This window comes from Halorientalis brevis, from assembly GCF_042678165.1.
Taxonomy (GTDB): Archaea; Halobacteriota; Halobacteria; order Halobacteriales; family Haloarculaceae; genus Halorientalis; species Halorientalis brevis.
Window position 1 is genome coordinate 75,437 of the sequence record NZ_JBHUDJ010000002.1, and the last position, 25,047, is coordinate 100,483.

A 25,047-nucleotide genomic window follows, 5' to 3' on the forward strand; every position below is an offset into this window, starting at 1 on the left:
ACCCACGGCGACCCGCCCAATAAATCCGCAGGCCGGGAAACCTTCTTGGGGCGGGCGGTCGAGGTCTCGCCCATGCCCGAGGACTGCATCTTCTGTCAGATCGTCGCCGGAGAGATCCCGAGCAACACCGTCTACGAGGACGACGAGGTGTTCGCGTTCCTCGACGTCAACCCGCTGGCGCCGGGCCACACGCTCGTCATCCCGAAGGACCACCACGAGCGCCTGAACGACCTCCCGGCGGACCTGGCCGACGACCTCTACGAGGCGCTCCACGAGTTGATCCCCGCCGTCGAGGACGCCGTGGACGCCCCCGCGAGCAACGTCGGCTTCAACAACGGCGAAGCCAGCGGTCAGGAGGTCCCGCACGTTCACGGCCACATCATCCCGCGGTTCGAGGACGACGGCGGCCACCCCATCCACGCCGTCGGCGGCTCCCCGCCGGACTTAGACGACGACGAACTCGCAGCGATCGCCGAGGACGTCGCGGCCAACCAGTAGCGCAACCTGTCACTCGAAGAACCGTAGGTTTTTCCCGGAGAACGAGGGACTCGGGCCTGTGACCAGCAGTGAGACGCTCGCACTCGTCGGGGTGACGGGGGGTGCGGGAACGACGCGACTGACAGTGGAGTTCGGCGCGACGCTCGCCCGGGCGGGGGCGGACGTGGCGCTCGTCGACGCCGCCTTCGCGACGCAGGGACTCGCCACCCACGTCCCCGGACGGATCGAACCCGACGTGACCAGCCTCGTGACCGACGCCAGCGACGTGGCCCTCGACGCCGGCCTGTTCGAGTACCCCGTCGACCTCCCGGGTCGACTGGCGGTCTGTCCGGCACGGGCCCCGTTCGAGCGCCTGGCGCGAGCCAAGACGCCCGAGGCCGCCCGCCAGTTCGAGGACCGCGTCGCGGCGGCCAGCCGATCGTTCGACTACGTGCTCCTCGACGTCCCGCCGATCGCGAGCAACCAGGCGGTCGCGGCAGTGACGACGGCCGATCGCGTCGTCCCGGTGGTCCCGGCGACCGAGCGCGGGTTCGACCGGTTACCGACGATGCGCGACCGACTGCACGACGTGGGCGCGCCCGCCCACGCCACCGTCGCGAACCGCGTTGCACCCGACGAGACCGTCGAGGGCGTGGATGCGACCGTCCCGGAGAGCGACGTGGCTGCCGTGGGGGAGTTGCCGGTCTGTGCCGACCCGGACGCGGCGTTCGCGCCGGCGGTCGCCGATGCCGTCGAGACGGCGCTGGCGACGACGCTCGACCTGACGTTCCCGGACGACGGGTTCCTCGGGACGTACCGGTGACGCCGGGAAACCCCTTTATCGTCCGCTGCCAGTAGTGGGAGTATGGCGAAGGAGTCCTGTGACGGGTGTGGTCGCACCGTCACGATCGCAGGGGGGATCAGCGATTTCTGGTCGCTCTCGCGGGACAAGACGGAGGGATTGCTGCTCGAACTCGCCGACGGTTCGGAGTGGTTTCTGTGCAACGACTGCATCGAGCAGTTGCCGGATGACCGCGACGTCACCGCGGCGGACGTCCGGGAGTTGCCCGGCGACGGCTAGCCGCCGCTCGCGGGGCTCCCGAACCAGCCGAAGCCGATGACTTTAGGCTATCCGAGTTTGTTTCCCGGAACGTGAACCCCGCCCGGATCCACGACGCCTTCCCGGCGCCCTCCTACCGTGGTGCTCAGGAGCAGGCGCTCGACGACATCCGCGCCGCCTTCGAGGCCGGCAAGGACGTCGTGCTGGTGCGCGCACCGACCGGGAGCGGGAAATCCCTCCTGGCGAGAGCGATCGCCGGCTGCGCCCGCCGTGCAGGGGAAGCGGAGGCCCACGAGACCATCGGCGCGTACTACACCACGCCGCAGGTCTCCCAACTCGACGACGTGGCCTCGGACGCACTGCTGGAGGATCTAAACATCATCCGCGGGAAGAACAACTACTCCTGTATCCTCCCCGGCGAGACGGACACGCCGGTCAACCAGGCGCCGTGTGCCCGCGAGCGAATGTTCGACTGTCAGGTGAAACACCGCTGTCCGTACTTCTCGGACCGGTCGATCGCCTCCAACCGCAACATCGCCGCGATGACGCTCGCCTACTTCATGCAGACCGCCGGCTCCGACGTGTTCGGGAAACGCGACGTGGTCGTCGTCGACGAGGCCCACGGGCTCTCCGAATGGGCCGAGATGTACGCGACGATCGACCTCTCGCCAGGTCGGGTGCCCGTCTGGAACGACGTCCAGCCCCCGGCCATCGGCGACGACCTCGACGCGGCCGCAAAGTACGCCGACCGCGTGATGACAGTCTGTTCGCGTCGGCAGGAAGAGCTCCGGGGGAACGCCGAACTCACGCCGGACGAGGTCGCCGAACGCGACCGACTGACCGAACTCATCTCGGAGCTGCAGTGGTTCCTCGAAGACTACCGCGACCCCGACAGCGGGACGACGTGGGTGGTCGACCAGCCCGACGGCGAGGGGAGTGCAGTCACCATCAAGCCGATGGCACCCGAGCGCTACCTCAAACACACCGTCTGGGACCGGGGCAACAAGTTCGCGCTCCTCTCTGCGACGATTCTCAACAAGGACGCCTTCTGTGCTGGCGCAGGGCTGGCCCCCGACCGCGTGGCGCTCGTCGAGGTGCCTCACACGTTCCCCGTGGAGAACCGGCCGCTGTACGACGTGACCCAGGGGAAGATGACCTACGAACACCGCGACGAGACGCTGCCCGCCATCGCCCGCACGCTCGTCCGCCTCATGCAGGCCCATCCCGACGAGAAGGGGATCGTTCACTGCCACTCCTACGGCATCCAGGAACGGCTGTACGATCAGCTCGCGGACATGGGCGTCGACGCTCGCGTGCGCCAGCACACCAAGGACAACCGCGACGCCGTCCTCTCGACCTGGAAGCGCAGCGACGGCGCTGACGTGTTCCTCTCGGTCAAGATGGAGGAAGCGCTGGACCTGGAGGGCGATCTGGCGCGCTGGCAGCTCCTGTGCAAAGCGCCGTATCCCAACACCCGCGATTCGCGGGTGGCCCGCCGCCTGGAGGACGGACAGTGGGGCTGGTACTACCGGGCGGCGCTGCGAACGGTCATCCAGGCGTGTGGTCGGGTCGTCCGCGCCCCCGACGACCACGGCGCGACCTACCTCGGAGACTCCTCGTTGCTCGACCTGTTCGAGCGCGCCCGGACGGACATGCCCGACTGGTTCGCCGCCCAGGTCGACCGGATGACCGAGCCCGAACTCCCCGTGTTCGATCCGGCGGCGGCGGTCGGTGACGGCGGCGGGAACACCGGTCGCTCGCGGTCCCGGTCACGTCGGCGGTCGTCCGCGTCGGACGACTCCCACCCCCTCTCCGACGTCTGGGACAGCTAGAAGGCCGAGTAGGCTGCGTACGCGACGGGAGAGAGGACCATCAGCAACACGAAGATGAGTGCGATGATCTGTTGGCGATCCATACCCGCATTCAGCCGCCCACTCAATTATGCCTTTCGAGCGGACAGACTCCGCCGTCCCGAGCCCTCGCCCATCGGCCCGGATTTCTCACCACCCAGGTAGCGACCCGAGCCGATCGCATCCGAGTGTCCGCGTGCCGAGACCATTCGCTCCACGTAGTCACCCGGCTGTGCGACGCGATAAGCGAGACCGAGACACCCCGACGTCTGCCCAGCTATCCGATACGCATCACCCATATGTAACCCATATCAACGTTATATTCACGTTATGTGTAAAAATACGCAAATTAGCTTCCGATCGTAAATTATATTCGGCGAATATTCACATCTGAGAGTATGAGCGGAGAAACACTCGAGACGATACGGACGGTACTCGAATCCCTGTTGGACGAGACCGAGGACGCCGAGGTGCACTACAAGCTCAGGACGGCGTTGCAGTTAGTGGAAGTGCAACAGAGCGACCTCACTCAGTTGGAGGAAGTCGCCGACGAGGATTCGGAGCTGTGGGAGCGACTCAGTGAGCTCGGGTACGTGGAGTGACTGGCCGCCGACTCACTCGATGCGAGCGTCCACGACGACGTGGGCGACCCCTTCGCTGTAGCCTTTGACGCGCCGCGTGTCGAGCACCTCGACCGTCCGATCGACCGCGGCCGCCGCATCCTCGATGCGGTCGATGGGGCGGTCGAACACGAGTCCCTCGGGCGTCGCCTCGTGCATGTGGAGGATACCACCGGGTTCGAGGGCTGCCAGTGCCGCGTCCAGATACTCGTACGCGTCGTAGAACCCCATCACGACGCGGTCGGCCTCGACCCCGTCGGCCACGTCCCGGCAGTCCGCCCGGTAGATGTCCACCCGGTCGTGGACGTCGTTGAGCTTGGCGTTCTCCAGCAGGTAGCGGAAGGCCGTCGGATTGTGCTCGGTGGCGGTGACGTGCGCGCCCGCTCGGGCCATCGGGAGCGTGAAGTAGCCGACGCCGGCGAACATGTCGAACACGCGGTCGTCCGCGTCGACAACGTCGCCCATGTGGGCGCGTTCGGCCTTGTTGCCCGGCGAGAACATCACCTGGGCGAGGTCCAGCGCGTACTTGGTCCCGTGTTCGGTGTGGACGGTTTCGGTGTCGCCGCTGCCGGCGAGCAACTCGACGTCGGGTTCGCGGTGCTGACCGTCGATGCCGTGGCGAGCGAGGACGGTGTCGGCGTTGGCGTGCAGGGCCAGCAGTGCCTCGCCCACCTCCGCGGGTCGCGGCGCGTCGCCGACGTCCACGAGGACGACGGTGCCGATGACGGCCCAGGAGCCGGGCGCCCGGTCGAGTTCGTCCTCGGACCAGCCCTGCTCGCGGAGGTGGTCGTCGAGCGTGCGGAGCCGTCGAGCCGGTTCCTGGCGGACGACCTCCCGGACCTGGGTCCGCTGCGGTGGCTCCGTCACGGGCAGGGCGACGGCGTCGGCGCCGAACTCCCGGATGCGTCGGTCGTCGTCGTAGACGCCCTCCGCTCGCAGGTCGGCAATGGCGTCCTCCGTGTCCGGTTTCGGGACGACGGCCGCCAGGGGTTGCTCGGCCGTGTCCAGTGGCCCGGGGAGCGAGTCGTCGTCACTCATCGTCGGGTTCGTCGGCCTCGGGAAGGACGTGCAGGCCGGCACGGCTCTTCAACACGGGCACGGTATCCGCGTCGGGGTCCATGTAGTCCGGGCGGGCGATGGTCTTGGCCTCGAAGGTTTCGGGATCGAGCACCTGCACTGCTCGCTCGTCCTCGACGGCGACCAGCGTCGTCTCCTCGCCGTCCTCGATCGTGCCGAGCCGATCCGCGTCGGGGGCGTCCCCCACCTCGTGGGACGCCTCGTAGTCCTCGCCGGTGGTGAGCCGGGTCCCCTTGAGGTTGCCGCGGACGCTCCGGACGAGCACCGGGCCATCGTCGTCGTCCTCGGGGTCGATGATCTCGCCCTGGCGGTAGCGCGGGAGCCGGACGGCGAAGGTCACTCTGTAGACCTCGTTACCGTCCTCGTCCTCGGTGACGAGGGTCTCGGCGCTGGAGAACGATCCCCCGTAGGCCTGGACGATGCGCTGGGCGACCTTCTTGCCGATCTTGTTGGTCGAGAGCTTCATGTTCAGGCCCTCGTCGGTCTCGCCGACCTCCGTGACGAAGGCGTTGCGGTCGCCGGTCTCCTCCATCTCGGCGACGATCTCGCGGGCGATCTCCTCGGCGCCCTCGATCTCCTCGGCGGTGGGCGTGCGCTCGGTGGCCCGGACCTGAACGATGCTGGAGTAGTAGTCCCCGGCGATGCGGCCACAGCGGTTGCAGGTCTGCTTGGCGATCTTGACGGGAACGACGACCTCCTCGACGAGCTGGGACCCGCGGACGAGACCCGTGAACTGGCAGTGCATGCGGATCGTCGTCTGATCGACCTGTTCGGGCATCACCTGCCAGTCGACGTCGTGGGCGTCGACGTGGACGGCCAGCGCCTCGCTGACCTCCTCGATGGCGATGTCGGTGTAGTCCTGGGCCCCGACGTCGACCCAGCGATTGCCGCGGTGGACGGCCCCGCACTGCGAACAGGTCCGCACTTCGATGCGGTCGGGGGCGTCCACGAGGTCGAACTCCTCGAAGTAGCAGTCGTTACAGAGCACGCGGTCCGGGTCCCGCGGCTCGCCAGGCCGTGGTTCCGGCCGCGCTGCCACGGCGTCCCCGCACCGCGGACAGAACTCGCGTGACTCAGTCATTGTCCGTGATATGCCGCTGCATCGGTTAAATGGCGCGTTCCCGTCCGCGCCCTCTCCCCGTGAGATCCAGCGACCGGACATGTGTGAATCGAAACCACACGGCAAGGATTGACGAGCGTCGCGGCCCGATAGGGGAGGTATGCGCGCTGCGCGACTCCACGAGTTCACGGACGACATGAGCGAGGCGTTGTCGATCGACGAGATCGACCGCCCGGAGATCACCCGCTCGGACGAAGTCCTCGTCGAGATCGAAGGGGCCGGCTGGTGCCAGACGGACAACCACATCATCGAGGGCATGTGGCAGCAGTACGCACCGACCGAACTCCCGCAGACGCTGGGCCACGAGAACGCGGGCACCGTCGCCGAAGTCGGCCCGGAAGTGACGGTCGTCGAAGAAGGAGACCAGGTCATCTGCCATCCCGTGATGACCTGCGGGACGTGTCGGGCCTGCCGGCTCGGTGACGACATGTACTGCGACGAACTGGCGTTCCCGGGGCTGACGACCGACGGCGGGTTCGCCGAGTACCTCCTGACGAACGAGCGGGCTGTCATCCCGCTGGAAGGCGTCGATCCGGTCGAGATCGCGCCCCACGCCGACGCCGGGATCACGGCCTACCACGCGGCCAAGAAGGCCGTGGCAGAACTCGTCCCCGGCGACTACGCCGTCCTCGTCGGCATCGGCGGCCTGGGCCACATCGGCCTCCAGGCGGTCGACGCGATGAGCGCCGCTCAGACCATCGCCGTCGACGTCAAAGACGAGGCGCTCTCCCTGGCCGAACGGCTGGGTGCCGACCACACCGTCAACTCGGCCGACGAGGACGTCGTCGAGGCCGTCGACGCCATCACCGACGGCGTCGGCGCTCGACAGACGCTGGACTTCGTCGGGAGCGACGGGACGACCGAGATGGGTCCCGACCTGCTGGCAGCCGGCGGCGACCACCACGTCGTCGGGTACGGCGGGCACATCCACGAACCCACGCAGACGCTGGTCGACGGCGAGATGAGTTTCCGGGGCACGCTCGTCGGCGAGTACACCGAACTCCAGGAACTCGTCGCGCTGGTCGAACAGGGCGAGATCCACCTCGAAACGTCAGAGTACGACCTCTCGGAGATCAACGCGGTCGCCGAGCGGCTGGAAGACCGGGAGATCGAGGGACGAGCGGTAATCAAACCCTGAGCACGGACGAGAGCCCGGACCGACGTTCGGGCCCTTTCGCCGGCGAATGGGCCGACAGCGAACTTAATTGCCGTCGTCACCTAGGTGCGGCCATGCAGTGGCAAGCGGACTGGGGACTGCGAGCGCGCATGGGCCTGACCATGTTCCTGCTCGCAGCCCTCTATCTCGTGTTCATCGGCGTCCTGAGCCTCTACTTCGAGAGCCTGCTGCTCGTCGCCGTCGTCATGGGGCTGTTCTCGTTCGCCCAGTTTTTCTTCAGCGACAAGCTCGCGCTCCGGAGTATGGGAGCAAAGGAGGTCAGCGAGAACGAGTACCCCGACCTCCATCGGACGGTCGGACGCCTCGCCCAGCAGGCCGACCTGCCGAAGCCGACGATCGCCGTCGCGGACACCCGGGTGCCCAACGCCTTTGCGACCGGGCGATCCCAGCAGAACGCGACCGTCGCCGTGACCAGCGGCATCCTCGATACCCTCGACCAGGAGGAACTGGAGGGCGTGCTGGCTCACGAACTCGCCCACGTCAAGAACCGCGACGTGATGGTGATGACCATCGCGTCGTTCCTCTCGACGATCGCCTTCCTCATCGTCCGGTGGGGCTGGCTGTTCGGCGGCAACCGCGGCGGCGACCGCCAGGGCGGCGGCGTCGTCGTCGCCATCGTCGTCTCGCTTTTGGTGTGGGTCGTCTCGTTCGTCCTGATCCGGGCGCTGAGTCGCTACCGGGAGTTCGCAGCCGACCGCGGCGGCGCGCTCATCACCGGCCGTCCCTCGGCGCTGGCCTCCGCGCTCATGAAAATCGACGGCCGGATGGACAAGGTCCCCAAGGAGGACTTCCGCGAGCAGGCCGAGATGAACGCGTTCTTCATCATCCCCATCAAGAGCGGCTTCATCGGGAAGATCGCCCGCACGCACCCCTCGACGGAGAAGCGCGTCGAGCGGCTTCGCGAGATGGAGCGCGAACTGGAGCGGTTCTGACGAACTGTTTTTGAGCTAACCAGTCAAAGGGAACGTATGGAGTGGCACCGCGACCGACGGCTGCAACGCCGGATGGTCCTCGCCCTCGCGCTGACGGTCGTAAGCTGGGCCGGCCTCCTCGGCCCGGTGTTCTGGGTCCTCGGCTTGGAACTGGGGCTCGTCGTCGCCGGCGTCGTCCTGCTCTTCGTCCTCGTCCTGGCCCGTGAAGCGGACAGACTGGCCTATCTCATCACGAAAGCGATCGCCATCTCCCACAACGACTACCCGAAGCTGTTCGAGACGACGGCGCGACTGGCACGACAGGCCGACGTGGCCCGCCCCGCCGTCGCCGTCATCCCGACCGACGACCCGAACGCACTGTCGGCGGGCATCGGCGACCGGACCGTCATCTGCGTCACGCTCGGCCTGCTGAAGACGCTCGACGACGAAGAACTGGAGGCAGTGCTCGCCCACGAATTCGCACATCTCAAAAACGGCGACTCGGCGGTGCTAACGACCGCCAACTTCCCAGCGACTGTGGCCGTTACGCTCGTCAACGGCGGCATTCGGAATCTCGGTAGCAGGGCGTTGTTGCTCGGGTATGCCGGTGCAGCGATCTACCTCGTGTTGCTGGGGATTCCGCTGCTCGTCGTCTCGCTGCCCGGAACGCTCGTCCTCTCGCGGTACCGCGAGTACGCCGCCGACCGGGGCGCCGTCGCGATCACCGGGAACCCCACTGCGCTCTCGCTGGCACTCGGAAAGATCCACTGTGCGGACCCGAAACCCGAGACCGACCTCCGGCGAGTCGCCGGCCTGAACGCGTTCTGCATCGTCCCGCCTCGCGGTCGCCTGCTCGTCCCGTGGACGCACCCGCCGACACACCGCCGGATGCGCCGCCTCCGCCACCTCGCCGCCGAGTTAGAGGGGACCGCCCCGCCGGACGACGGAAGCTAAGGGGCCAGCGTACCGACTGGAAACCATGGGACTGCTCGACGGCATCAAATCCGTCCTCGGCCTCCGTGCCGAAGCCGACGCCACCCGCGACGCCGACCCCGAGGACCTGTTCGGGATGAGCACGGCCTACGTGACGATGGAGGCCGACCTGGGCTACGAGCCGGCGGGCGAGGCCGCCCTCTGTTTCTCCGCGGTCGACAGCACCGACTTCGAGGACGCCGTCGCCGAGGTCGAGGCCATCCTCGACGCCGGCGAGGTCGAAACCGGCACCAGCGCCAGGTTCGTCAAGGACGACCACGGCTACGACTGGGTCGTGCTCGAAGACGACGACGTCGAAGACCTCGTCACCAGCGTCCACTTCGCCGCCGACACCCTCGTGGAGACGGGCTTCGGGTCGCGACTGCTCGCGGCGCTGTTCGCGTTCCGCGATGGCTCGCAGAGCCATCGAAATCGAGGCGGTGAAACCGCCGAGGACCACCAGCCGGTCTACTGGGTGTACTCGTTCCGTCGGGGGTCGTACTACCCGTTCGCGCCCACGGGCGGGCACGAGCGCGACAGCAGCGCGGAGTTCAAACTCGAGAGTGTCCTCGACGGCGAACTCGACCTCGAACCGGACAAGGAGTACTGGTACCCGCTCTGGCCCGACCGGCCAGGTACCCATCCCTGGGAATAACTATCTAAACGTTTGGACGGGTCAACGACCGACCACTGTGCAGTCCGGCAGTTTCACTTTCACTCTGCTGTTAACGAGCCTTTATGTGATAGGGGGGACAAGCCGGTTGTATGGCAACAACGGAAAATCTCGAGGACCTGCCGGGCGTCGGTCCGGCGACAGCAGAGAAGCTCAAAGACAACGGCTTCGACTCCTACCAGGGCATCGCCGTCGCGAGCCCCGGCGAACTCTCCAACACTGCCGACATCGGCGAGTCCAGCGCCTCGGACATCATTCAGGCGGCTCGCGAAGCCGCCGACATCGGCGGGTTCGAGACGGGTGCAACGGTCCTGGAGCGCCGCGAGCAGATCGGCAAGCTCACCTGGGGCGTTGAGGAGGTCGACGAACTCCTCGGCGGCGGCGTCGAGACCCAGTCCATCACCGAGGTGTACGGTGAGTTCGGGGCCGGCAAGTCCCAGGTCACCCACCAGCTGTCGGTCAACGTCCAGCTCCCCAAGGAACACGGCGGCCTCGAAGGCAGCGCGATCTTCGTCGACTCCGAGGACACGTTCCGTCCGGAACGGATCGATCAGATGGTTCGCGGCCAGGACGACGAAGTCATCGCCGACACGATGGAGCTCCACGGGCTCGTCGGCGAGGACGAGGACGCAGATCCCACCGACGAGGCGCTGCTGGAGGAACTCGTCGACGTCATGCTCGACAACATCCACGTCGCGAAGGCGTTCAACTCCAACCACCAGATCCTGCTGGCCGAGAAGGCCAAGGACCTGGCCAGCGAGAGCCAGGACGACGAGTTCCCCGTCCGCCTGCTCGCGGTTGACTCCCTGACCGCGCACTTCCGCGCCGAGTACGTCGGTCGTGGCGAACTCGCCGAGCGCCAGCAGAAGCTCAACAAACACCTCCACGATCTGATGCGCGTCGGCGACCTCAACAACACCGCCGTCGTCGTCACGAACCAGGTCGCCTCCAATCCCGATTCGTTCTTCGGCGACCCGACCCAGCCCATCGGTGGCAACATCCTGGGTCACACCTCGACCTTCCGGATCTACCTGCGCAAGTCCAAGGGCGACAAGCGGATCGTCAAGCTCGTCGACGCCCCGAACCTGCCTGACGGCGAGGGGGTCATGCGCGTCGAGGAAGGCGGTCTGATGGACGAATAAGAACCACTTTTTTACTTCGAGGGGTGTCCTCGGCCTCGAAGGGGCCTGCGGGCACCCCTCTCGCAAAAACCTGGACTAAAAACTGCTCCAGGCTCCCGTTGGTCGCCTGGAGTGAACCACGCTCGCTCCGCTCGCGCGGATGCTTGTTCAACAGGTCAGAAATTCTTTAGGTACAATAATATTATCCCAACACCCGTCGGTACAAGCAGAGGAAGCAGTTGTACTACTGTTCGCAAGGAATTTTTGAAGCCGCTGAACGACCCCGTTTCGGGGAGAAGTGGCCACAGAACACCCAAAATCGCAATGAGTAGAAGGAGAGCGACCACTACGCCAAGAGTTTCACCGATAGCATCCATGCATACAAATGATAGTCACACTAACATATTAAGGTTGCAGACCTCTCTGACAGGAATCTACTGTAGCCGCCGCAATAATGGGAATTAGAGAGTGATTCACATTTGAGAGCAGCCGTGAGACTATAGATACTATCAGCAGAAAATCCGACGTGGATAAAATCAGTCTCAGTCGTCGTCTTCGGTCGTCGTCTTGTCGACGTCGAGTTCGCCGAAGTAGATGTCGGCGCCGTCCTGGGCGACCTTCTCGGCGAGGACTGCACACTTGACGCGCATCGGCGAGATGTCGACGCCGAGCATGTCGGTGACGTCGTCGCGGTCCATCTCCTGGAGTTCGTCGACGTCCATGCCCTGTAACTTCTCGGAGAGCATCGACGCGGAGGCCTGGGAGATCGCACAGCCGTCGCCCTGGAACGCGACGTACTCGATGGTCTCCTCGTCGTCGTCGAGCTTGACCTGCATCTCGATAGTGTCACCGCACATCGGGTTCTCGCCGACGTGGGTGAACGTGGGATCCTCGAGTTCCCCGTAGTTGCGGGGGCTCTTGTAGTGGTCGAGGATCTGCTGTCGGTACATATCGGAGCCGCCGACCATTGTTAGCCATTCATAGAGGCGTGTCGCGGATAAGCGTTCCGAGGGAGACGTTCGCACGTGCTGTGCCGGGGGAAACGATATTCAGTGAGAGCCCCAACGTCACCTATGCGATTCCGACCGCTGTTCGTGGCACTCGGCCTCCTCGAACTACTCGTTCCGCGACGCGTCGTCGACTTCTGGATGGACCGTGCGGTCACGCCCGAGAGCGACTTCGAACTGCGTCCGTGGGTGTACACTGCCGCACGGATCGAGGGGCTCGCGATCGTCCTCTGGGCGTTGACTCAGGGCAGACGCGGCGACTGAAGCGGGCGGTTCGAAGCGGAATAGCTACGTTTAGACCGCTTGGACTGCGAGGACCGAACATGAACTCCGCCGACTTCCGTCGCGGCGTCCGGGACGTCTCCCCGCTCTTGCTCGGCGTCGCCCCGTTCGGTCTCGTGGCGGGCATCGCTGCCGTGAACGCGGGTCTGGACCTGTCGCAGGCGCTCGGCATGTCCGTGGTCGTGTTCGCGGGCGCCTCCCAGCTCGCTGCGCTCGACCTCCTCGGCAGTGACGCACCGCTGTCGGTCGTCGTCGTCACCGCCGCCGTCATCAACCTCCGCATGCTGATGTACTCGGCGTCGATCGCCCCCTACCTCCGGGACCTCTCCGCGAAGTGGAAAAGCGGGCTGGCCTATCTCCTCACCGACCAGGCGTACGCCCTCTCGGTCGCCAGCTATCGCTCCGAGCGCTCGTTCGACCGGAAAGCGTACTATCTGGGCGTCGCGTTCACGCTCTGGGTGGTCTGGCAGCTCACGACCGCCGCCGGCGTCGTCCTCGGCAGCGGTGTCCCCGACGCCTGGGGGTTGGAGTTCGCCGTCCCGCTCGTCTTCCTGGCGCTGCTGGTGCCCGCCATGGAGGACGGTCCGACGACCGTCGCCGCGATCGCTGGCGGCGGCGTCGCCGTCGCGGGCGCGGGACTGCCGCTCAACCTCGGCCTCCTCGTCGGCGCGACGGTCGGCATCGTCGTCGGGCTCGCCGCCGAGACCCGCATGGACGTGGAGGTGAGCGATGGCCACTAGCTACACCGACCCGACGATCTGGGGCGTCATCGTCGTCATCGGCGTCCTCACGTACGCCATCCGGCTCTCCTTCATCGCGCTGTTCGGCCGCCTCGACGAGATTCCCACGGGACTCGAACGCGCCCTTCGGTACGTCCCAGCGGCGGTTCTCGCAGCGCTCGTCCTGCCCGCGTTCGTCACCGTGCACCCAGGGTCCGGCGACCTGGCCCTCGACAAGCTCCTCGCCGGTGGCGCCGCTGGGGCGGTCGCCTGGCGCACCGAGAACGTGTTCGCCACGATGGCCGCCGGCATGGGTGCGCTCTGGATCGTCCGGTTTCTCGTGCTGCCAGCCCTCTAGAACTACTGCGTCGGCTGTTGCGGTCGCTGGTCCCGTTCCGTCGTCCCCCAGTCCGAGATCCCGAGGATGGTTTCACACTCGGGACAGGTCCACACCTTCGGCGTGTTCGCCGCCGGTGCCTGTTCGAGTCGCTGTGCCCACTCGGTGACGTCGGCGTCGCAGTGCGGACAGAGTGCCATACGATACACCGTACCACAGCCCCCTAGTAGAAGCTACGGACCCGACGACACGTCGAGAGGTCACTCGGTAGAGACCACCTTTTTCCACTCGGATTCGTTCGCACCGCTCACGAATCACTCGTGCAAAAAGCTGGACCAAAAAATCGCTCGCTCACTCCGTTCGCTCGCAGTTACGCGAACAACTCGCGGGCGTCCGCCAGTGCCTCGACCATTACGTCGACTTCCTCCTGCGTGTTGTAGATGTAGAAGGACGCACGCGTCGAGGCCGGGATGCCGAGTTTGTCGTGGAGCGGCTGGGTGCAGTGGTCGCCGGCCCGGACGGCGACCCCGTGGCTGTTGAGGATCTCCGACACGTCGTGGGCGTGGACGGTATCGAGATTGAACGAGACGAGGGCAGCGCGGTCGTCGCCCGGCGGCCCGAGGATGTCGACGTCGTCGAACTCGCTGAGGCGCTCGTAGGCGTACTCCGCCAGTCGCTCGCCGTGCTGTTCGACCCGGTCCATGCCGATCTCGTCGAGGTAATCGCACGCCTCGGCGAGCGCGATGCCCTGGGAGATGACCGGCGTGCCGGCCTCGAACTTCCAGGGGAGGTCGTGCCAGGTCGAGTCCTCGAAGGTCACCTTCGAGATCATCATCCCGCCGTAGAGGTAGGGCTGCATCTCTTCGAGGAGGTGGCGCTTCCCGTAGAGAACGCCGACGCCGGTCGGGCCGCACATCTTGTGGCCCGAGAACGCGAAGAAGTCGGCGTCGATCGCCTCCACGTCGACGGACATGTGCGGGACCGACTGGGCGCCGTCGACGAAGATCAGCGAGTCGTGGTCGTGGGCGAGATCGGCGAGGTCCGAGACGGGATTGATCGTCCCGAGCGTGTTCGAGACGTGGACGACGCTGACCATCGCGGTGTCGTCGGTGATCAGCTCGCGGGCGTGGTCCATGTCGAGGTAGCCCTCGTCGTCGACCTGAATGTACTTCACCTCGGCACCGGTCTTCTTGGCGAGTTGCTGCCAGGTCACGAGCGACGCGTGGTGTTCCATCTCCGTGAGGACGACCTCGTCGCCCGGCTCCAGGTTCGCCAGACCCCAGGCGTACGCGACGGTGTTCATCGACTCGGTCGTGTTCTTGGTGAAGACGATTTCCTCGCGACCACCGGACGCGCCGATGAACTCGGCCACGCGGTCGTGGGCCTCCTCGTAGGCGATCGAGGCTTCCTGGGAGAGCTGGTGGAGTCCGCGGTGGACGTTGGCGTTGTAGCGGCGGTAATAGTCGGTGATCGAATCGATGACCGGTTCGGGCGTCTGGCTGGTCGCCGCGTTGTCGAGATACACGAGCGGCGTCCCGTCGAACTCCCGCTCCAGGACGGGGAAGTCCCGACGGATGCGCTCGACGTCGAGCGGTTCGGTCTGCGGAGTTTCCATTAGGTGCGCCTAAGAGTTGGGGACAGAACTGTTCTTCGGTCCAACTGAGTCCCGCCGGAAGTACCCACGACGGTGGGCTCGGACTGGCACGAACGGTACCGTTCGCCCGTCGTGTGTGGAACCACGCCAAGCGTGTCATATCCAAACAATTATCTCACGAGAATGAAAAGGGGTGAGCATGAGTGTGGGTGGGGAGCGCACAGCGTCAGAGATCAGTACGAAGACCGTGGTCAGGGAACGGAACGCAGTCTGAGGTGAGTAGGGTATGGGCCTCATCGTGGAGTACCGGCAGTGGGGAGAAGGACTGTACATCACGGAGGTCGCGGCGACGGTGCCCGAAATGCGCCTCACCGTCGAGCGCTGGCGCATCGAATCCGAACACGTGCTCTGCTTGTTCGTCCGCGCCGAGGGCGACCAGTTCGACGACCTCGAAGCGGCGTTCGCTGACCTGCCAAACAGCAGAGGCACCGACATCGTCTCCGAGTGCCAGACGGCACGTCTCTACCGAGTGCGGTTGGACTCGACGCTCACGCACCTGCCGGAGAACTCGTCGGTCAACGGCGTCATCAGCCACGTCCGCATCGAACCCGACGGCATCTACGTGACCGGCTATCTCGCCGACCGCGAGGAGCTCATCAGAACCCGCGAGTTCATCACCGACCAGGACATGGCGATGGAAGTCGTCCGCCTCCAGGACGCCACGGAAGCCAACCCGGACGACGGCCTCACCGACGAACAGTTCGAGGCGCTCATCACGGCCTACGAGATGGGCTACTTCGACGTTCCGAAAGGAGCCACGCAGGCAGACGTCGCAGGCGCCCTCGGCATCTCCCCGCCGTCGCTGTCCGAGCGGCTGAAACGCGCCCAGCAACGGCTCATCGAACAGCACCTCGTCGAGGGTCGCCTCATGAACGATCCAGCGTGACCACACCCGTCGGTTGTAGCCGTCGGCAGCCAGGTATCAGTCGAGTGCCGGCTCGAAGCGCTCGATCGTCTCCCGCCAGGACTCGGGCAACGGCGCTGGGCCGTCCGCGCCCATGTGGACCTGCGTGGTCTCGCCGGTCGCAGCGACGTCACCGTCGGCGCGCACCTCGTAGGCGAAGGAGAGGCTCGACGTGCCCATGTCGCTGGCTCGGACCGCGACGGTCAGGTCGTGGCGGTACTCGACCGACTGGTGGTAGTCCAGTTCGAGGTGGGCGAGCACGAAGTCCCGGTCCTCCAGCGGTTCGTCGATGACGGCGTCCATGTACTCGATGCGGGCCTGTTCGAGATACGTCCCGTAGACGACGTTGTTGACGTGGTCCCAGGGATCGAGGTCCCGATAGCGAATCTCCATCTCCGTCACGAACTCGAATGCGGCGTCTGTCATTACCGGAACCGAGAGGTGCGCGGTTGTCCCCCTTACGGTTCGCTGCAGGATCGACTACTCCGCGAGAAGGTCCGGCTCGATCTCGACGCCGAGTCCGGGACCGTCCGGCGGCGTGACGAAGCCGTCCTCGTGATCCAGGGTCTCGGTCAGCAGGAAGTCGCGTACCTCGGGGTCCCACGGCGGCTCCATGGGGAACTCACACCACGGCGAGTCGTTGGCGACCATGACGTGGAGGTTCGCGACGAACCCGATCCCGTTCGTCCAGGTGTGGGGAACGTACCGGAGGCCGTGCTGGCGCGCCATCGCCGCCACCTCGTTGGCACGCTTGATCCCCGTCGCCAGGGCAGCGTCCGGCTGGAGCACGTCCAGCGACCCGTGCTCGACGAACTCGCGGAAGTGGTGGATGCCGTTGTTGAACTCGCCGCCGGCGATGGGCACGTCGACCGCGTCGCGCAGGCGTGCGTACTGCGCGTAGTCGTGCCGCGGTAGGGGCTCTTCGAGCCACTCGACGCCGCCGATTTCGTCGAGGCCGCGCGCGAATTCGAGGGCATCGCCGTAGGACCACGCGACTTCGTCGTCCATGACCCGGACGGCCCACCCCTTGTTTGCGTCGACCATCAGCGTCAGGTCCGGGAACGCCTCCCGCACTTTGCGAACGATGTCGAGGTGTTCGACCTCGGTCACCCGCAGTTTGACGGCCTCGACGCCCTCGTCGAGCCGGTCCTCGACGTACTCGATGCGCTCGTCTGCGGGCATGACCTCTCCCGTCGAGGCGTAGATCGGGATCTCGCTCGCGCTCCCGCCGAGCAGTTCGTAGATGGGCTTGCCTGCGTCCTTGCCGATGACGTCCCAGAGCGCGATCTCGACGCCCCACGGGCGCGGCCCGATGAGGTTGACGCTCTCTAATTTCCCCAGGATACCCTCCACGTCGTGCGGGTCTTCGCCGAGCAAGAACAGCGAGAGCGGCTCGGCAAAGTCCATGCCGCCGGCGAAACTCGGCATCGCGCCGTACCCCGTGATCCCTGCGTCGGTCTCGATCTCGAACAGCGCCACCTCGTGTGTCCCCTGCGGATACTCCGGAATCCAGGTCGGCTCGAACGCGCCCTCGGCCTGGTGTTCGAGGTTGTACTGATTGACACCCGTTATCTGCATGTCACGTACCCCAACGGGTATCTCAATAAGTATTCAGCCGGTGTTACGAGGCTTTCAAAAGGAACCGCTCACATCCGCAGCATCTGGGCGTGGCGGGTGTCCTCGATGTCGAGGACGTTCGCCTCGTCGACGAAGCCGTGCTCGATGGCGACGCCCACCGCTTCGGTGCCGACGAGGTTGGCGACCGCGCACTTCGCGAGGCTGTTGACGACGGCGTCCTCGTCGACTGGGTCCCCGTCGTAGAACTCCTCGTCGACCGTCAGCGAGATCGGCCCATCCTCGAAGGTCTCCCCGAGCACGTCGGGGTCACAGACCGACACCAGCAGTCCTTCGTCCGTGTCGCGTTCGTTGAGGATCATTCTCGCTGTTGGACGAGGTCCTGTTCGGCCCGTTCGCGCATCTCTTCGGCCTCCGCGGCGACCTCCTCGGCCTCGTCGTACTCGCCCATCTCCTCCAGCGCCATCGCTTTCTCTTCGAGGACCTGGGTGTTGCGGTGGCCCAGGCGAATGGCGTTGTCGAAGCAGTTCAGGGCGTCCTCGGCGAGGCCGCGCTCCAGCAGGAAGAAGCCACGGTTGTACCACGCTTCGGCGAACCGCTCGTCGATCTCGACGGCGCGCTCGGCGTGCTCTAAGGCCTGTTCGGAGCGGCCGGACTCCCAGAGCGCGTATGCGAGGTTGGTCTCGGCGGTCGCGGTGTGATCGCTGGAAGCGTCGATGTCGATGGCCTCCTTGTACGCGCCGATCGCCATGTCGTACTCTTCGAGCTGGGCGTGAGCGGCGCCTTTGTTGGTCCAGGCCTCCTGTGCGATGCGGTCGTCCTCGGCGTACCGTGCTGTGCGTTCGAGGGCGTCGGCGGCCTGCTCGAAGCGGTTGATGTGCATGTACTCCAGGCCGACCTCCAGCAGCTGTTCGGCGTCGACTTCCTCGCTGGCGAGGTTGCGGTCGTCGAGCATGTCGGCGAGGACACGCGAGTCGACGGGGTCGACCTTGTCCGGGTCGACCGCCAGTTCCGGCGGATCGAGATCGAACTCCTCGTAGGGGTCGTCGAAACCCTGCCCCTCCGAGAAGTCGTGCTCCTCGGAGTCTCTGTCGGTCATGTGCCCGGTTTGGGCGGGGAGCCGGTTAAGGGCTACGTCCCCGACCGGCCGGCGCTCGGACGTGACGGTCGCGCCGACTCACTGGGACCACCCGCGGCGATCTGACAAATCGCCGGTGGGTTCAAGCACGAATCGACTGTAGTGGACGCCATGGGCAAGCGACTGTTCGTGAGCATCGACCTCGACGGGCTCGAAGACGAGGTCGCCACCGTGCAGGACCTGTTCTCCGACGCACCCGGCCTGAACTTCACCGACCCCGGGCAGGCCCACGTCACGATGAAGTTCCTCGGCGACACCCCGTCCCACCGCGTCGACGCGATCGTCGACGCGCTCGACGCCGCCGTCGCTGACGCGAGCGTCGGACCGTTCACGGCCGAGTTCGGCGGCCTCGGCGTCTTTCCCTCACTGGATTACATCAGCGTCGTGTGGCTCGGCGTCGATGCCGGGAGCGACGAGATGGTGACCCTCCAGTCGGCCATCGAACCGCGACTGGTCGACCTGGGATTCGACGAGGAGGACCACGAGTTCACGCCCCACGTCACGCTCGCACGCATGGAACACGCTGGCGGAAAAGAACTGGTGCAACAGACAGTCAGGGAGGCAGAACCGACCGTCGGGACGATGCACGTCGAGGAGGTCCGACTGACCGAGAGCGTCCTCACTGCGGACGGTCCCGAGTACGCGACGCTCGAACGGTTCGAGTTATAAATCAGCTGACCGATTGGCGAGACGGCCAGCGCGCGTCCCCCGGTTTAGGCCACCCAAAACAATCACATTAGTGATAATTCTTAAGCCGCGTGAGGGGCAAGTCGAGGACGAGTATGGGACTGCTGGCGAATCTGGTGTTAGTCTTCGTTGCGGGGTTGATCACGGCACTGGCGACGGGGATCGGTGCGTTCCCGTTTTTCTTCCTCGACGACGTCAGCGAGCGACTGCAGGTCGGGCTCTGGGGACTGGCGTCGGGCATCATGGTCTCCGCGTCGCTGTTCGGGCTCGTCATGGAGGGCCTGGCAGAAGCCGACGGCCAGTTCGACGTGTACCTGATGATCGGCGGATTGCTTGCCGGCGTCGTCCTCGTCATCGTCGCAAACAGAGTCATTTCGGATCACCACTTCGACTCGAAGGACTTCGAGCAAGCCGACTTCCAGAAGCTCGTGCTCATTCTCGGAATCCTGACGGTCCACAGCTTCCCCGAGGGAGTCGCCGTCGGCGTCTCGTTCGCCGAGTTGAACCTCGCGGGCGGACTCACGTTCGGGCCGTTCGTCGTCCCGCTCCTCGCGATCTTCATGACCGTGGCCATCTCCATCCACAACATCCCGGAGGGACTGGCCATCTCCATCCCGCTGCGGTCGATGGGCATCTCGAACTGGAAGATGGTGTGGTGGGCTGTCTTCTCCAGCCTCCCCCAGCCTATCGGGGCGGTGCTCGCCTTCTACTTCGTCCGCATCGCCAAGGAGTTCCTGCCCGCGGGCTTTGGCTTCGCCGCCGGCGCGATGGTGTATCTGGTGCTCTCGGAGTTCATCCCCGAGGCCCTCGAACACGGGGCCGGACTCCCGAATCGCGGTCACCGGGAACTCATCTCGGGACTCGTCGTGGGCGTCCTCGTGATGGTGCCGCTGGCGTTCATCTGATCAAGAACCGTCGCTGATAGCATCCGACGGCCGCTGGCCGCCGGTTCACTGCTGGCGAGGCCAAAGGCCGAGTCAGCAGCAGTTTTTCGCCCACGTTTTTCGAGGAGTGGGTTGCGGGCCGCTGGCCCGCAACCTCAAAACGTGGCGGCGAAGCCGCCACGCAGGTCCCGCAGCGAGCTTTAGCTCGCGAGGACACCCGACGTTCACGAGAACAAAGTTCTCGTGAGCCAACCAGAACGCGGGCGTTCTGGTGACGAAGAAAAACGTGGGTTCGAAAGAACACAAATTTAAGCGGTGGCGAGGAAGAAGAGCGCACTATGGGTAAGAAGTCGAAGGCCAAGAAAAAGCGCCTCGCCAAGAAGGACCGGCAGAACAGCCGTGTGCCTGCCTGGATCATGATGAAGACGGATCGCGACGTTTCGCGAAACCCCAAGCGCCGCAACTGGCGCAGCAGCGACACTGACGAATAATGAGCGCAAGTGATTTCGAAGAGCGGGTCATCACCGTCCCGCTCCGTGACGTCAACGCGGTACCGAAACACGAGCGTGCAGGCCGAGCGATGACGATCATCCGCGAGCACCTCGCGAAGCACTTCAACGTCGACGAAGACGACGTCCGCCTCGACGCCTCGATCAACGAGGACGTCTGGTCGCAGGGCCAGAAAAAGCCCCCGAGCAAGCTTCGGGTGCGCGCCGCTCGCTTCGAGGAAGAGGGCGAGAGCGTCGTCGAGGCAGAGACGGCATAGCTTTGCTTCGCGCGGCCTTCGCCGGTTCGGCGTACGTCGGCGTCTTCGCCCGGGCCACGGACGACTGTCTCCTGATCCGGCCGGACATCGACGAGCAGGTCCGCGAGGACGTCGCCGAGGAACTCGACGTGCCGGCGATCCCGACGACCGTCGGCGGCTCGGGAACGGTCGGCGCCCTCGCCACCGGGAACGACAGCGGCCTGCTGGTCAGTAGCCGCATCTCCGAGATGGAGCGCGAGCGGATCGCCGAGCAGTACGAGCGACCCATCACCGAGCTCCCGGGCCGGATCAACGCCGCCGGGAACGTCGTCCTCGCCAACAACAGCGGCGCGTACGTCCACCCGGACCTCCCGCGAGAGGCCGTGCAGGCCGTCAAAGACGGCCTCGACGTGCCCGTCGAACGCGGGACGCTCGCCGGCGTCCGCACCGTCGGGACCGCAGCCGTCGCGACCGACCGCGGCGTACTCTGCCACCCGAAATCGACCGACGAGGAACTCGACTTCCTCGAGGAGCTACTCGACGTCCCCGCCGACATCGGGACCATCAACTACGGTGGTCCCCTCGTCGGGTCGGGACTGCTCGCGAACGAGTCCGGCTACGTCGTCGGCCAGGACACCACCGGACCGGAACTGGGGCGTATCGAGTCCGCGCTCGACTACATCGACTGAGAGCCCGTTTCGATGCGCGACAGTGCTGCTGCCAGTTCTCTTCTCTTCGTTCTCGCTGCCGGCCTGCTGATCGGGTTCGTGGGTGGAATCGTCGTTAGCGGCGCGAACTCGGCGCCCCTGGACGACTCGACGCTCCCGACCAGCGTCAGTAGCGGCGGCCCGTCCTGTTACGACGGCCCGCGAGCGAACGCCGGCTGGCTTCACGTCATCGCGAGCGGCGAGCGATGGACGACGACGCTGAACGCGACCGTCGTCCACCCGCGTGGGACGGACGTCACCGTCGATGTCTCCCAGCGACAGACCGGCGACTACGAGATCGCCCTCGAAACGGTCCAGTCAAACAGCCTGAAATTCGAGAACGAGAGCTGCCGGGCAGCGACGACGGTCAACGTCGCGACGGACCTGCCGGACCCGGATTTCGTGGTCACGATGAACGGCCGCCCCGTTCGCACCGTCGATCAGGAGGAAACCACGGCGAACCTCTACCCGCTCCCGAACCCGATCAACGCGACGGGCTAGCGATACGCGGTGGCGAGTTCGCGGAGAGGGGAGGGGAAGAACTCCGAGATGTATTCGGTTCCAAGGAGCTTCGATCGGTGAGAAACAGCCGATCAGTCCGTCCACAGGCGCATCAATATCGGAACAACGGCTTTTGAGCGGTAGTGCGTTAGGTACTGTGACACATGGCTTCGATTTCGACCCACCAGATCAACGTCTCGGACATGAAATGCAACGGGTGTGAAGACACGATACAGGACGAACTCCGCCACAAGCCGGGTGTCAAGCGGGTCAGTGCCAACTACATCGAAGGGACCGTCGAGGTAGAGGGCGACGACGATCTGGACGTGGACGCGCTCGTGGATGAGATCAACGAACTCGGGTTCTCTGCGAACCGGTAAGTACCGGCGTCGGTGTGACCCCACAGCACCCACGTCGATCGGCGAGGAGAAGGTGTGGCTTCCCCCGTCATCGGCGTGCCAGCCGACGGGCGGACGACAGCGGAGGGAGGACACATGTGTGCTGAGAGACTCAGACCGAGCGGCCTCGGCGTGGCGATCGGCGTTCTGCTCGCGATGACGCGAGTCCCGGGAGTCGCCAGTGGTCACGACCCTGGGACGTCGTCCGCCCAGTCACCGGTCGCGTTCGGCGTCGTCGTCTCCCTCTCGGTGCTCGTCAGTTTCCTCGTCGGCCTCGGAGTCGTCACCCGTCGGCGGGCGCGTCCCGCACAGACCCCGTCCCCGTCCCAGCCCCAGTGGATCGTGTGGCTCGTCGTCGCTCTGGGCGCCCTCGGGCTGGTCGCGGCGGGAGTCGATCGGGGGCGATACGCCGTCGTCGGCGGCGTCGCCGGTATCAGCCTCGCCTGGCTCGTCCGGAACAGAGCCCTCACGGACTGTGGTCCCTGTGCGGACAGCACGTTCGGCGCGATCCTCACCCACCGAACCGTCGAAGGCGTGCTGGTCGCCGGGGTCTACACAGCGGACGCTGGCCTCGGTCTCGCCGCCGTCGCGCTGTTGACTGGCCACGCCGTCGTCGAGACCGTCGCCGTCGGCGGCCTCTACGCAACGGCCAGCCGTGGCTGGGGACTCGTCGGCGTGACCGCCCCACAACTCGGCTTCGCCACCGGCGCGGTCGTCGGCACCGCGGGCACAGACCTGCTCCCACCGGCCGCCAGTGCGCTCCTCGTCGCCGGCATCGGTGGCGTCCTCCTCACGTCCGGCCTGATCGAACTCGGCAGGGCCGACGGGACGGTGGTTCCCGAGCGGATGAAACTCGGCGAATCCTAACGGAGAGTAGTTTAGACAGTGGTACGACAGTATATTGTTACTCTAGAAGTCTCCGTTGATCACAGAGCATACGCCGAGCGAAGCGAGGCGTTTCACTGCTGGCGACCAGCGGGAGCCAGCAGCCCTTTTTCGCCCACGTTTTTGCGAGGAGCGGTTCGCCGCAGGCGAACCCGACGAGAAAAAAGGTGGACGGGCACGATGGGAGCAGGACTTTCGGGATTGTGAGACTGGAATGTTAGCACACATCATTTTCACAGGTCAGGAAGGTGGTTGCTGCGCTGTTCGGCCTGTTCGCGGTCGCTCCGACGGTCGTAGTGCCGATCGAGAATATCCTCGCTCGCGTTGAGTCGATCTTTGACGACTCGACGGGGCACGTCTTCTCGACGATAGTAGGTCACCCGACCGCTACGCACGTCGTGGGGTGATCGAGCCGAGGGACACCGGCTCGCTTTGTCCAGGTGAGTCGCTTCACAGTCGTCGATGTCGCGATCGTGCGGGCACTCGGCACCGCGCCAGCACGGGCGGGTGACGCGATAGAGAGTGGTCCGAAACGTATTGCCCGACGGACGACCGTACTGAGTCGTGATCAGCGGGTCGCGACCGTACTCGTCGGTCACGTCGGGCCGGTGGTACTCGATGTAGTCCGCGATGAAGTGGGCGGCTTTCTCGCTGATCCGGTTCCACCGAGTTCCTTTCTCCTGGTTCTTGAGTGGCGTCCCGGTGTCCGGGCGGTGGACGAAGTGAACCGCAGGTCCGGAGAGTCGCGGGTGGGAGCCGTCGAGATCGAGATCGCCGAGGTCGAGGCCGCGGATCGCGCCGGTACGCGCACCGGTTTCCCAGAGCAGCAGCACGATCAGGTGGTCGCGAGAAGCGGGTTGCGCGTTTTCGAGATAGTCGAGAATGTCGATCGCCCGCGCAGGTTTCAGCGTCGTATCTGACACGTCCTCGCCATTTTTCATCACCGGCAGGGTGACCTGCTCGTACAGCTCCGGCGGGACGGCGTCGATGTTCGACGCGAAACGGAGGAACCGGCGAAGCGTCGCGAGTTGTCCTTTGAGCGTGACGAGCTTGATCGGGTCGCGACCATCTCCTTGGCCTTCGCGTCGCCAAGTCCGATACTTGTAGAGATCGCGGCCGGAGAGTTCGTTCAGGTTCTCGATCTCTTCCTCGTCGCAGAACTGGATGAAAGCACGAAGGCGGTGCTTCGCGCTCTTGCGTGTGGATTCAGCGTGTTCGTCGCGCATGGCATCGTGGTACATCGCCACAGCGTCGACGGGAGAGATCGGGTCGAGGTCGGTCATCTCTCACCCCCGCGAGCGCGACAGCTGGTAGTCCAACTGTTTTTATCGGATGATGCGACTACGCTCTCGTGGGGCGTACGCCCCTGCAAGGTTCCGTCGTTCATGGTCGAGGGACGGACCACCTTCGGGCCGTGTTCCAGCACGGCCTTTTCTGGCGACACTGAGCCACCAGCCAGTGGCCCGCAGAATCACAATTAGTCGTAGAGTGCATAAATGTATCGAACAACCAAATAGTACTAGAGCGGGCACAAGATTGTATAAAGAGTGAATTAGGTGGGCGCGG

31 protein-coding genes and 1 pseudogene are annotated in these 25,047 nt (G+C 65.4%); 22 read left to right on the forward strand and 10 right to left on the reverse strand.

What is annotated here, in order from left to right:
* Positions 1-72: 72 nt before the first annotated feature.
* The 5 genes from ACFR9U_RS04025 to ACFR9U_RS04045 all read left to right on the forward strand — a co-directional run bounded on the left by ACFR9U_RS04025 (position 73) and on the right by ACFR9U_RS04045 (position 3,989).
* Positions 73-498, forward strand: a complete 426-nt coding sequence (locus ACFR9U_RS04025; RefSeq protein ID WP_247376489.1) for an HIT family protein — start codon at positions 73-75, stop codon at positions 496-498.
* Between the two features lie 58 nt (positions 499-556).
* Entirely contained in the window at positions 557-1,300 is a 744-nt protein-coding gene (locus ACFR9U_RS04030) for a MinD/ParA family ATP-binding protein (protein WP_247376487.1), read from the forward strand.
* Between the two features lie 42 nt (positions 1,301-1,342).
* Entirely contained in the window at positions 1,343-1,558 is a 216-nt protein-coding gene (locus ACFR9U_RS04035; RefSeq protein ID WP_247376485.1) for a DUF7561 family protein, read from the forward strand.
* A gap of 71 nt (positions 1,559-1,629) precedes the next feature.
* Positions 1,630-3,369, forward strand: a complete 1,740-nt coding sequence (locus ACFR9U_RS04040) for a helicase C-terminal domain-containing protein (protein WP_247376484.1) — start codon at positions 1,630-1,632, stop codon at positions 3,367-3,369.
* A gap of 416 nt (positions 3,370-3,785) precedes the next feature.
* Entirely contained in the window at positions 3,786-3,989 is a 204-nt protein-coding gene (locus tag ACFR9U_RS04045) for a hypothetical protein (protein ID WP_247376482.1), read from the forward strand.
* A gap of 12 nt (positions 3,990-4,001) precedes the next feature.
* On the opposite strand, the gene ACFR9U_RS04050 is transcribed toward ACFR9U_RS04045, so the two are convergent.
* Together ACFR9U_RS04050 and ACFR9U_RS04055 are read right to left on the reverse strand one after the other, a co-directional pair.
* Positions 4,002-5,045 (reverse strand): class I SAM-dependent methyltransferase, encoded by a 1,044-nt coding sequence (locus ACFR9U_RS04050; protein ID WP_247376481.1) that lies wholly within the window; start codon positions 5,043-5,045, stop codon positions 4,002-4,004.
* Positions 5,038-6,165, reverse strand: a complete 1,128-nt coding sequence (locus ACFR9U_RS04055; protein ID WP_247376479.1) for a 60S ribosomal export protein NMD3 — start codon at positions 6,163-6,165, stop codon at positions 5,038-5,040. Before ACFR9U_RS04055 ends, ACFR9U_RS04050 begins: the two co-directional genes overlap by 8 nt.
* Positions 6,166-6,304: 139 nt before the next feature.
* Here ACFR9U_RS04055 and ACFR9U_RS04060 point away from each other — a divergent pair, with 139 nt between their 5' ends.
* The 5 genes from ACFR9U_RS04060 to radA all read left to right on the forward strand — a co-directional run bounded on the left by ACFR9U_RS04060 (position 6,305) and on the right by radA (position 11,079).
* Positions 6,305-7,342, forward strand: a complete 1,038-nt coding sequence (locus tag ACFR9U_RS04060) for an NAD(P)-dependent alcohol dehydrogenase (RefSeq protein WP_247376477.1) — start codon at positions 6,305-6,307, stop codon at positions 7,340-7,342.
* A 92-nt stretch (positions 7,343-7,434) separates the two neighbouring features.
* Positions 7,435-8,313, forward strand: a complete 879-nt coding sequence (gene htpX / locus ACFR9U_RS04065) for a zinc metalloprotease HtpX (protein ID WP_247376476.1) — start codon at positions 7,435-7,437, stop codon at positions 8,311-8,313.
* Between the two features lie 36 nt (positions 8,314-8,349).
* Positions 8,350-9,246: a M48 family metalloprotease gene (locus ACFR9U_RS04070; RefSeq protein ID WP_247376475.1), complete on the forward strand. Its 897-nt coding sequence runs from the start codon at positions 8,350-8,352 to the stop codon at positions 9,244-9,246.
* Between the two features lie 25 nt (positions 9,247-9,271).
* A complete protein-coding gene (pspAB, locus tag ACFR9U_RS04075) occupies positions 9,272-9,919 on the forward strand; it encodes a PspA-associated protein PspAB (RefSeq protein WP_247376473.1) in 648 nt (215 codons plus the stop codon).
* A 110-nt stretch (positions 9,920-10,029) separates the two neighbouring features.
* Positions 10,030-11,079: a DNA repair and recombination protein RadA gene (gene radA / locus ACFR9U_RS04080; RefSeq protein ID WP_247376470.1), complete on the forward strand. Its 1,050-nt coding sequence runs from the start codon at positions 10,030-10,032 to the stop codon at positions 11,077-11,079.
* Positions 11,080-11,600: 521 nt separating this feature from the next.
* Here the strand turns inward: radA and sufU are convergent.
* On the reverse strand, positions 11,601-12,026 hold the full coding sequence (gene sufU, locus ACFR9U_RS04085; protein WP_247376468.1) for a Fe-S cluster assembly sulfur transfer protein SufU: 426 nt from the start codon (positions 12,024-12,026) through the stop codon (positions 11,601-11,603).
* Positions 12,027-12,131: 105 nt separating this feature from the next.
* Between sufU and ACFR9U_RS04090 the strand changes: the two genes are divergently transcribed.
* The 3 genes from ACFR9U_RS04090 to ACFR9U_RS04100 are packed head-to-tail and all read left to right on the forward strand — an operon-like array spanning position 12,132 to position 13,424.
* Positions 12,132-12,329, forward strand: coding sequence for a hypothetical protein (locus tag ACFR9U_RS04090; RefSeq protein ID WP_247376467.1), 198 nt, complete (start codon positions 12,132-12,134; stop codon positions 12,327-12,329).
* A 59-nt stretch (positions 12,330-12,388) separates the two neighbouring features.
* Positions 12,389-13,087 carry an AzlC family ABC transporter permease gene (locus ACFR9U_RS04095; protein ID WP_247376465.1) on the forward strand — a complete coding sequence of 233 codons (699 nt, stop codon included), beginning with the start codon at positions 12,389-12,391 and terminating at the stop codon, positions 13,085-13,087.
* Entirely contained in the window at positions 13,077-13,424 is a 348-nt protein-coding gene (locus tag ACFR9U_RS04100) for an AzlD domain-containing protein (protein ID WP_247376463.1), read from the forward strand. The genes ACFR9U_RS04095 and ACFR9U_RS04100 overlap by 11 nt, the downstream gene beginning before the upstream one ends.
* A gap of 2 nt (positions 13,425-13,426) precedes the next feature.
* Here the strand turns inward: ACFR9U_RS04100 and ACFR9U_RS04105 are convergent, their stop codons facing one another.
* Positions 13,427-13,603, reverse strand: a complete 177-nt coding sequence (locus ACFR9U_RS04105; protein ID WP_247376462.1) for a hypothetical protein — start codon at positions 13,601-13,603, stop codon at positions 13,427-13,429.
* Between the two features lie 170 nt (positions 13,604-13,773).
* Positions 13,774-15,018: an aminotransferase class V-fold PLP-dependent enzyme gene (locus ACFR9U_RS04110; RefSeq protein ID WP_247376460.1), complete on the reverse strand. Its 1,245-nt coding sequence runs from the start codon at positions 15,016-15,018 to the stop codon at positions 13,774-13,776.
* Between the two features lie 265 nt (positions 15,019-15,283).
* On the opposite strand from ACFR9U_RS04110, the gene ACFR9U_RS04115 reads away from it, so the two are divergent.
* Complete coding sequence (locus tag ACFR9U_RS04115) at positions 15,284-15,943, forward strand: helix-turn-helix domain-containing protein (RefSeq protein ID WP_247376458.1); 660 nt, start codon at positions 15,284-15,286, stop codon at positions 15,941-15,943.
* 36 nt (positions 15,944-15,979) lie between these two features.
* On the opposite strand, the gene ACFR9U_RS04120 is transcribed toward ACFR9U_RS04115, so the two are convergent.
* The 4 genes and pseudogenes from ACFR9U_RS04120 to ACFR9U_RS04135 all read right to left on the reverse strand — a co-directional run.
* Positions 15,980-16,387 carry an acyl-CoA thioesterase gene (locus tag ACFR9U_RS04120; RefSeq protein WP_247376456.1) on the reverse strand — a complete coding sequence of 136 codons (408 nt, stop codon included), beginning with the start codon at positions 16,385-16,387 and terminating at the stop codon, positions 15,980-15,982.
* Positions 16,388-16,441: 54 nt separating this feature from the next.
* The gene (locus ACFR9U_RS04125; RefSeq protein ID WP_247376454.1) at positions 16,442-17,539 is read right to left on the reverse strand and encodes a mandelate racemase/muconate lactonizing enzyme family protein; all 1,098 of its coding nucleotides are present in this window, start codon (positions 17,537-17,539) and stop codon (positions 16,442-16,444) included.
* Positions 17,540-17,607: 68 nt separating this feature from the next.
* The gene (locus ACFR9U_RS04130) at positions 17,608-17,898 is read right to left on the reverse strand and encodes a DUF424 domain-containing protein (RefSeq protein ID WP_247376452.1); all 291 of its coding nucleotides are present in this window, start codon (positions 17,896-17,898) and stop codon (positions 17,608-17,610) included.
* Positions 17,898-18,635, reverse strand: a pseudogene (locus ACFR9U_RS04135) (tetratricopeptide repeat protein); the annotation flags it as partial. The gene ACFR9U_RS04130 and the pseudogene ACFR9U_RS04135, both read right to left, overlap by 1 nt.
* Positions 18,636-18,785: 150 nt before the next feature.
* Between ACFR9U_RS04135 and thpR the strand changes: the two are divergent.
* From thpR to ACFR9U_RS04175, 8 genes are all read left to right on the forward strand, one after another.
* Complete coding sequence (thpR, locus tag ACFR9U_RS04140) at positions 18,786-19,343, forward strand: RNA 2',3'-cyclic phosphodiesterase (RefSeq protein ID WP_247376448.1); 558 nt, start codon at positions 18,786-18,788, stop codon at positions 19,341-19,343.
* 113 nt (positions 19,344-19,456) lie between these two features.
* Positions 19,457-20,266, forward strand: a complete 810-nt coding sequence (locus ACFR9U_RS04145) for a ZIP family metal transporter (protein ID WP_247376447.1) — start codon at positions 19,457-19,459, stop codon at positions 20,264-20,266.
* 317 nt (positions 20,267-20,583) lie between these two features.
* Complete coding sequence (locus ACFR9U_RS04150; protein WP_247376445.1) at positions 20,584-20,736, forward strand: 50S ribosomal protein L39e; 153 nt, start codon at positions 20,584-20,586, stop codon at positions 20,734-20,736.
* Complete coding sequence (locus ACFR9U_RS04155; RefSeq protein ID WP_247376443.1) at positions 20,736-21,011, forward strand: 50S ribosomal protein L31e; 276 nt, start codon at positions 20,736-20,738, stop codon at positions 21,009-21,011. Before ACFR9U_RS04150 ends, ACFR9U_RS04155 begins: the two co-directional genes overlap by 1 nt.
* A 2-nt stretch (positions 21,012-21,013) precedes the next feature.
* Complete coding sequence (locus ACFR9U_RS04160; RefSeq protein ID WP_247376441.1) at positions 21,014-21,679, forward strand: translation initiation factor IF-6; 666 nt, start codon at positions 21,014-21,016, stop codon at positions 21,677-21,679.
* 12 nt (positions 21,680-21,691) lie between these two features.
* A complete protein-coding gene (locus tag ACFR9U_RS04165; protein WP_247376439.1) occupies positions 21,692-22,198 on the forward strand; it encodes a hypothetical protein in 507 nt (168 codons plus the stop codon).
* Positions 22,199-22,362: 164 nt separating this feature from the next.
* Positions 22,363-22,578, forward strand: coding sequence for a heavy-metal-associated domain-containing protein (locus tag ACFR9U_RS04170; protein ID WP_247376437.1), 216 nt, complete (start codon positions 22,363-22,365; stop codon positions 22,576-22,578).
* Between the two features lie 114 nt (positions 22,579-22,692).
* Positions 22,693-23,463, forward strand: coding sequence for a hypothetical protein (locus ACFR9U_RS04175; RefSeq protein WP_247376436.1), 771 nt, complete (start codon positions 22,693-22,695; stop codon positions 23,461-23,463).
* Positions 23,464-23,714: 251 nt separating this feature from the next.
* Here ACFR9U_RS04175 and ACFR9U_RS04180 read toward each other — a convergent pair whose 3' ends face one another.
* Positions 23,715-24,764 (reverse strand): site-specific integrase, encoded by a 1,050-nt coding sequence (locus ACFR9U_RS04180; protein ID WP_247376434.1) that lies wholly within the window; start codon positions 24,762-24,764, stop codon positions 23,715-23,717.
* Between the last annotated feature and the right edge of the window lie 283 nt (positions 24,765-25,047).

What these genes read in the sequence shown, in the direction of transcription:
- ACFR9U_RS04165 (WP_247376439.1), top strand. Translation starts at nt 21,692, where the DNA reads ATGCGCGACAGTGCTGCTGCCAGTTCTCTTCTCTTCGTTCTCGCTGCC.
- ACFR9U_RS04130 (WP_247376452.1), bottom strand. Translation starts at nt 17,898, where the DNA reads ATGATCCTCAACGAACGCGACACGGACGAAGGACTGCTGGTGTCGGTC.
- ACFR9U_RS04170 (WP_247376437.1), top strand. Translation starts at nt 22,363, where the DNA reads ATGGCTTCGATTTCGACCCACCAGATCAACGTCTCGGACATGAAATGC.
- ACFR9U_RS04060 (WP_247376477.1), top strand. Translation starts at nt 6,305, where the DNA reads ATGCGCGCTGCGCGACTCCACGAGTTCACGGACGACATGAGCGAGGCG.
- ACFR9U_RS04050 (WP_247376481.1), bottom strand. Translation starts at nt 5,045, where the DNA reads ATGAGTGACGACGACTCGCTCCCCGGGCCACTGGACACGGCCGAGCAA.
- ACFR9U_RS04105 (WP_247376462.1), bottom strand. Translation starts at nt 13,603, where the DNA reads ATGGCACTCTGTCCGCACTGCGACGCCGACGTCACCGAGTGGGCACAG.
- sufU (WP_247376468.1), bottom strand. Translation starts at nt 12,026, where the DNA reads ATGGTCGGCGGCTCCGATATGTACCGACAGCAGATCCTCGACCACTAC.
- ACFR9U_RS04115 (WP_247376458.1), top strand. Translation starts at nt 15,284, where the DNA reads ATGGGCCTCATCGTGGAGTACCGGCAGTGGGGAGAAGGACTGTACATC.
- ACFR9U_RS04095 (WP_247376465.1), top strand. Translation starts at nt 12,389, where the DNA reads ATGAACTCCGCCGACTTCCGTCGCGGCGTCCGGGACGTCTCCCCGCTC.
- ACFR9U_RS04155 (WP_247376443.1), top strand. Translation starts at nt 20,736, where the DNA reads ATGAGCGCAAGTGATTTCGAAGAGCGGGTCATCACCGTCCCGCTCCGT.
- ACFR9U_RS04055 (WP_247376479.1), bottom strand. Translation starts at nt 6,165, where the DNA reads ATGACTGAGTCACGCGAGTTCTGTCCGCGGTGCGGGGACGCCGTGGCA.
- ACFR9U_RS04120 (WP_247376456.1), bottom strand. Translation starts at nt 16,387, where the DNA reads ATGACAGACGCCGCATTCGAGTTCGTGACGGAGATGGAGATTCGCTAT.
- ACFR9U_RS04025 (WP_247376489.1), top strand. Translation starts at nt 73, where the DNA reads ATGCCCGAGGACTGCATCTTCTGTCAGATCGTCGCCGGAGAGATCCCG.
- thpR (WP_247376448.1), top strand. Translation starts at nt 18,786, where the DNA reads ATGGGCAAGCGACTGTTCGTGAGCATCGACCTCGACGGGCTCGAAGAC.
- ACFR9U_RS04110 (WP_247376460.1), bottom strand. Translation starts at nt 15,018, where the DNA reads ATGGAAACTCCGCAGACCGAACCGCTCGACGTCGAGCGCATCCGTCGG.
- ACFR9U_RS04175 (WP_247376436.1), top strand. Translation starts at nt 22,693, where the DNA reads ATGTGTGCTGAGAGACTCAGACCGAGCGGCCTCGGCGTGGCGATCGGC.
- ACFR9U_RS04150 (WP_247376445.1), top strand. Translation starts at nt 20,584, where the DNA reads ATGGGTAAGAAGTCGAAGGCCAAGAAAAAGCGCCTCGCCAAGAAGGAC.
- ACFR9U_RS04035 (WP_247376485.1), top strand. Translation starts at nt 1,343, where the DNA reads ATGGCGAAGGAGTCCTGTGACGGGTGTGGTCGCACCGTCACGATCGCA.
- ACFR9U_RS04145 (WP_247376447.1), top strand. Translation starts at nt 19,457, where the DNA reads ATGGGACTGCTGGCGAATCTGGTGTTAGTCTTCGTTGCGGGGTTGATC.
- ACFR9U_RS04090 (WP_247376467.1), top strand. Translation starts at nt 12,132, where the DNA reads ATGCGATTCCGACCGCTGTTCGTGGCACTCGGCCTCCTCGAACTACTC.
- pspAB (WP_247376473.1), top strand. Translation starts at nt 9,272, where the DNA reads ATGGGACTGCTCGACGGCATCAAATCCGTCCTCGGCCTCCGTGCCGAA.
- radA (WP_247376470.1), top strand. Translation starts at nt 10,030, where the DNA reads ATGGCAACAACGGAAAATCTCGAGGACCTGCCGGGCGTCGGTCCGGCG.
- ACFR9U_RS04045 (WP_247376482.1), top strand. Translation starts at nt 3,786, where the DNA reads ATGAGCGGAGAAACACTCGAGACGATACGGACGGTACTCGAATCCCTG.
- htpX (WP_247376476.1), top strand. Translation starts at nt 7,435, where the DNA reads ATGCAGTGGCAAGCGGACTGGGGACTGCGAGCGCGCATGGGCCTGACC.
- ACFR9U_RS04180 (WP_247376434.1), bottom strand. Translation starts at nt 24,764, where the DNA reads ATGACCGACCTCGACCCGATCTCTCCCGTCGACGCTGTGGCGATGTAC.
- ACFR9U_RS04070 (WP_247376475.1), top strand. Translation starts at nt 8,350, where the DNA reads ATGGAGTGGCACCGCGACCGACGGCTGCAACGCCGGATGGTCCTCGCC.
- ACFR9U_RS04100 (WP_247376463.1), top strand. Translation starts at nt 13,077, where the DNA reads ATGGCCACTAGCTACACCGACCCGACGATCTGGGGCGTCATCGTCGTC.
- ACFR9U_RS04125 (WP_247376454.1), bottom strand. Translation starts at nt 17,539, where the DNA reads ATGCAGATAACGGGTGTCAATCAGTACAACCTCGAACACCAGGCCGAG.